This is a genomic window from Vibrio sp. OPT46, from assembly GCF_015163535.1.
Taxonomy (GTDB): domain Bacteria; phylum Pseudomonadota; class Gammaproteobacteria; order Enterobacterales; family Vibrionaceae; genus Vibrio; species Vibrio alginolyticus.
Window position 1 is genome coordinate 1 of the sequence record NZ_JADDYG010000355.1, and the last position, 1,647, is coordinate 1,647.

A 1,647-nucleotide genomic window follows, 5' to 3' on the forward strand; every position below is an offset into this window, starting at 1 on the left:
CACCCCAGACACTATTGGACCATAGTAAATCAATAAGATAGAAGAACACCTCTATCTAAGTGTGACATCTAGGACGAAAGTTTTCTATCTAGTGCCACCGTATATTTAACTCATTGATATGCTTTTCTACTTTCTTATACTCAAGTAGGCTTTACGTCCTAGATGTCACAGAGAAGAGATTTTTATCTTTATTTTCAATGCTTTAAATATATTCAATGATATCTATAGTAACTAGCTTTTCTTAAATTCCCAACTGGGCTAAACCATTTTACCCCTACGAATGTTTTCGTCCTAGATGTCACCTATCACTCTTTACTGTATATCGAACGTAGAGAAAGTATGACTCCAGTGTGTAGCTTTTTATATCAGCCTAAGGCACAAATAAAATATCTTTTATTTTCAGTCAGTTATAATCATTAAGTTTGAGCTTTATTCTATAGAGTACTGGACACACATTATTGCTTCTTAAAGTATCATTTTAAAACCGTCCTAAATGTCACCCCTCACGCTCTTGACACAGAAAAACAATTAAAATACATATACTTATAAAAAATCTGATTAAAACATCGCCATAGAACAGTGACACCTAGGACGAAAATAGAGAAAAAAACGCATTGCATATTCATTGATCCCTTACTTTCGTCCTAAGTGTCACCCCTCCAACTAGAAGCAATAGATACTATCCTTATAATTCAATACGTTAGAAGGAGTTCTGAAAAATTAACTTAACCTTCATTTACAGGGTTTTCATTCAAAGGAAGCAAAAAAGCTGGTTATAAAGAAGGAATTGGGTCTTCATCACCCACAAAACAACTTCAATCACGGATAAAAAACAACAATTAGGGAGTTGGATCACAGTTATTGAGAGGTTTAGCCACCAGCAATATCTGGTAAAGGTGACACTTAGGACGGTATTTTGAGGCAGAACTAGCACACTTGATTGTTGAATGTGCTAGTTGGATGGAAATTTACTTCTTTGGTGTGCTAGTTGAAGCTAATCTTCATCATCTGTGACTATTTCATAGTCGGTTACATCAATGACGTCATCTGATTTCTTCATTGATGTACCTTTAGCATCTTTTGACTCTTCACCAAACTTCTTAATAGCGCTTAGGACAGCAGGGGATATATCTTCACCATTCAGCAATAGTTCTCCAATCTGCTCAGTCAATGCGACCATTTCACTCTGCTTTGGTTGAAGGTTGGCATTGATAGCTTTGATTGCTGACCTTGCAAGGGATAGTTTACTTGGGGCCTTTTTAGAAAGCTCCCAGGTAAACTTAAATGCGACAGTCTTGGTACCTTTTCGAACATCCTCGTAGGAAAGACTTTTGAAAATGTGCAACTTATTAAGTTCTTCAATTGCTGGGTTAAGCCAACGTTTCTTAAGAACCGCAGTTCTGTCATACGAAGAGGGCAGTTGCCACCTAGAGCGCATCCAATCAACATCTAGAATTAGGTTATTTCTTAAATTCTTCCATTGATTGATAGCCTCATAAAGCCTCATGGTATAAACGGAAGATAAGTTTCCTGCTTCACCTATCAGCAGCTGTGTATAGTTTGATGTGGTTTGGTTAATGATACTAATCAACTCAGCATTCAAATACAGCACTACATGTCCTCGTTTAGGACGATAGCTCTGTTTAG

General features: G+C 36.9%; 1 protein-coding gene. It reads right to left on the minus strand.

The features are described from left to right. Positions 1–994: 994 nt before the first annotated feature. Positions 995–1,647: RepB family plasmid replication initiator protein (locus IQR33_RS15825; protein WP_193843818.1), on the minus strand; the 653-nt coding region annotated here is incomplete at its 5' end.